Source organism: Mesotoga sp. B105.6.4 (genome assembly GCF_002896535.1).
In the GTDB taxonomy this organism is placed as follows: domain Bacteria; phylum Thermotogota; class Thermotogae; order Petrotogales; family Kosmotogaceae; genus Mesotoga.
On sequence record NZ_JWIM01000116.1, the window covers coordinates 1 to 3,905 of the forward strand.

3 protein-coding genes are annotated in these 3,905 nt (G+C 46.9%); 1 reads left to right on the plus strand and 2 read right to left on the minus strand.

Features of this window, described 5'->3' with window-relative positions; all coding sequences use genetic code 11:
• The coding region (locus RJ60_RS14920; RefSeq protein WP_146028951.1) for a hypothetical protein at nucleotides 1-743 on the minus strand (743 nt) is incomplete at its 3' end.
• On the minus strand, nucleotides 740-2,596 hold the full coding sequence (locus tag RJ60_RS14925) for a hypothetical protein (RefSeq protein WP_099830105.1): 1,857 nt from the start codon (nucleotides 2,594-2,596) through the stop codon (nucleotides 740-742). The genes RJ60_RS14925 and RJ60_RS14920, both read right to left, overlap by 4 nt.
• Before the next feature lie 286 nt (nucleotides 2,597-2,882).
• Between RJ60_RS14925 and RJ60_RS14930 the strand changes: the two genes are divergently transcribed.
• A partial coding sequence (locus tag RJ60_RS14930) for an ABC transporter substrate-binding protein (RefSeq protein WP_103135273.1) occupies nucleotides 2,883-3,905 on the plus strand: 1,023 nt, incomplete at its 3' end.

Here is a 3,905-nt window from a genome sequence, read left to right on the forward strand (position 1 = left end):
ATAGGTTTCAATCTGAAAGGTTTGGATGCGATTTCCCTGGAAATCTCTCTTAGATCCCCTGCAGCAATTAGTGCCTTCGAATCTTCCGAGTTTGCATCAACATAGTAGTCAAGTGAATCGAATAGATTCCTCCTATGCCTTTCCGAGACGGGAAAATCGATGTAGTACAGTCTCTTGGGCCCAATACTCTGGGTTCCGAAAGAAGCTCCTGTCTTCTTGTAACGCTTCATGGTCTCTTCTCTCGTGAGGTCGAAATACACTTTCAGGTCATACGAGCCTCTCATAGGGCTAAGCATACATCCCCAACCAATTACCAGTATTGCATCCTGCCGCTTCGAGTTCCTCCCTCGACTGATTTCCCTTTTCAGAGTTGAGATCTTTTCTTTTGAGAAGAACGTTGCTATGCTTCTTCTGAAAACCCTGCCAAAAACCTCATCCTGACCAAGATAACGAGTTAAGAGATTTTCAAGTTCTTCATCGTTTCTCCTACATGTGTCGAAATCGTACACTTCAATGGTCAGAGATTTGCGGTCAACGATTTTTTTAGCAGTCTGTATGATCTCTCTCCAGTCGTTCCCGGGGAATCCGTCGATTGCAATAACAGGAACCGTTCCACCCGGCCTTCTCCGTTCGGATAAGAGGAAGTCCAGTATCTCTTCTAGACCCTCTATGGTATGGGCGTTCATCTTCTCGGAGACGTTTGTCGGGTTGAACTGTTCGTGAGAAGGAATCATCTCTATCATTCCCTTCGGCTATTTTCGCTTTGTGAAAGCAATCTGACAAACCTGACAAGTTCATGGGGTTTTAGAAGGAAGAGCCTCCCGCTCTCACCGCCAGATATCACATACTTCATTGTTTTTGTGAGGGTAGTCAGATCCAGCCCTTTCGAGGCCTCTCCAAAGTAGCACGGCGTCATTCCCCAGAAAGGTGAATCCAAACCAATCACGGCCCATGCGCTGGACAGGCTTTCGCTTAGCTTTCTCTCCCATCTTCTCACGTCGCTCATGGGATCAAAACTCCAGTGTTCGGTCTGCTGATTCAGCACAATGAACTCCCCGTCATCGTAGAGCGTTCTGGGCCACTTTGCTTCGTCTTTGTAACTTATGGCATATTGAAAGCCTGCCTCCTTCAGCACTATGAAATCTGGCTCCGCGGTTCCATGTCTGTATTCCGGGCAGGCATCCTGGAACGAGTAATGCCCGATCGGAACATTTGCTTCTCCACAATGTTCAGCTATGATACTTCTGGCCATCAGAAGAGATTCAAAGTAGACGTTTCGCGGCAAATAGCCTTTTGCCTCGGTCGCTACACCCAAACCGGCGCTGCTCAGGAGGATCTCACCCGTAGGAAAGATGCCTCCCCTTTCGCGCGGAATGAAGAACTGTTCAAGGGTCTCGGGAGCGTAATCCCACCAGTTTGACGGGAAAGCTATTCCATCCTTTATTCCGTCAATTGAATGCAGGTCCAGATATCTTGGCAGCACAGGAAGATGACCGAGATCAGCAGCGTAGTTCACGAACACAATGGGAATATCGCCATTCTCAATCCTCTCGAGAAGAAAGCCGTCCGAAACTTCTTCCTTCCACGGAGCCTTCGCTTCCTTTAGCCACAGTACCGGCAACTTCACCTCATTCTTAATGGTCACTCCAACCTCGACATCATGGGCCAGGACAAAGACAATTCCCCGCCTGGATAGTTCAGATATAACTCCATCATCGTATATCTGACTTCCCCAGACTATGTTGTTGCCTGTACTTTTCGCCAGTTCACCAATTACGGGCACACTTTCTCTCAGTGTGCCTAGAGCTGCAATCGGAAGTATATCCTCTCTCATGTACTTGGCAATCCAGCGAAGAGTAATGGGATCGTTTCCCAGCGAAACTCCCTTCCCTCTGTCAACCCATCTTCTGGCCATTCTACCGGTAAGACTCAACAGTGTTTCACCGTCACCAATTCGCTCTATCGTATCGACTTCGTATCCCATTCTTTCGAATCTCTCTGCTTCTTCATCTGAGCAACACGCGAGATGAAGCCTCTCAACCCCCAAATCACGAAGCTTCTCAAACTGACTATCCCCCGCCTCGAGATGAATTGCCAGAGATTTTCGGTAGAATATCTCAGGATACAGAAAAGTGTCTATCCTCGAACGGCCTGGTAACTTGAAAGAACCCAGTTCGACCATCTCAAGCGGAAAGTCAAGCTCACATGAAGGATATACAACTGCATCTTTCGGGAAAGTTTCTTCGAATAAGTTGAAGAGCTCTATATACAGTTCAATCAGTTCCTCTGAAGAATGGTTGAGAGAAGGACATCCTCTCGCACTGAAAAACCTTTCAAAAGGCACCTCCCTACCCTCGCTCATGGAAACAAAGAGTATCTCTTCGTAGAAATTGGTCAAGAAATACAGCTGCTCTTCATGTCTGTTTCCGGCGAAAGGGAGGTGGTCGCCAATACCTGCGAGGCTTGGTCTGACAGAGAAGTAGGCGTCATAATCGATATTCCTGTCCTTACACAACCAAGCAATTACGGGAAGGGAAGCAACCCTCGCCGGACAGCTTTCATGACTGTAATAGAAAATGAGATGGGGACTTTTCATAGATACCTCCTCTGGACTTCAATACATACAATCATTTGTATTCAAAGAGAGTTTATATATCCCATCAAAAAATTCATACGTCTATACTATACAACAGAAGTAATATTTAAAAGAACATAGTTATGGCTTGAAAAAATGCAAGCGTTTGTATTTATTGATGATAATCGTCAATTATCTGCCACCGCGAACCGTAAGACCGCATGAACGGATTCGAATACAAGGGTTCCAAAATGATAGAGTTTTCATGCACCACTGGCACCGAACGTATTCCGGGGAGGGATTAAAAGTGAAGAAATCGTTACTGATTCTTTTTTTGATCACGTTGATGGTGGCCGTTAGTTTTGGTGCGGCTGCGAAAGTGAAGTTCTGGCACATGTATCTTTCAGGTCCGTCGAAGGAAATCATGGACGAGATCATAGCCGAGTTCAACGAGACTAACAAGGGAGCTATCGAGGTCGAGGACCTCGCAATTTCCTTCTGGGACTACTGGGACAAGATCAGGGTCTCTATGGCTGCAAAACAAGAGCCTGATGTCTTCCTGCATGATCTGGGTAACGTGGGAATGAGAGCTTCGACGGGCATTCTTCTTGATCTGAAGCCCTATTTGTTGGCAGCTGGCTTTGATCCTGAAGAAGTCTTCTTTGAGGGACCTTTGAAGATGTGTTCCTACGAAGATGGGATCTACGCTCTTCCCCTTGAGACAGACGTTAGGCTGCTTTTCTACAACAAAGACCTATTCAGACAGGCTGGCCTGGATCCCGAGAAACCGCCTACTACCTGGGAGGAGTTACTCTACTACGCCGAGAAACTGAACGTTCTTGACAAGAACGGTGATTACGAGGTTGTTGGGTTCAACCCGCTATACGGTCAATCTTACTTCTGGATGTATGTCTGGGGTAAGGGAGAAGACTTTATCACTGAAGATGGAGATATTGTTGTAAACAGTCCGGGTATAATACAGGCGTTAGAGGAATGGGTTGCCCTGATAAACGAACTCGGTCTGGAGAAGCTTCTCTCTTTCGGCGCCAATTTCGGCTGGGGTGCGGCCGATGCCTTCATTGCGGGCAAGGTTGCAATGGGAATACAGGTTGGTAATTTCATAGCCGATCTGGCAATGTACGCACCGGATCTAGATTATGGAATCGTACAGATACCTTACCCCGTGCAAAATGCTACCTGGTCCAACGGATTCTCCCTTGAACTATCATCGAGATCCAAGAATATCTTCGCTGCCGTCGAATTCGCCCTATATCTCTTGAGCGACGAGGTTCAGCTGAAACTTGCCGAAGGCATCTCTTCTCTCATAGGT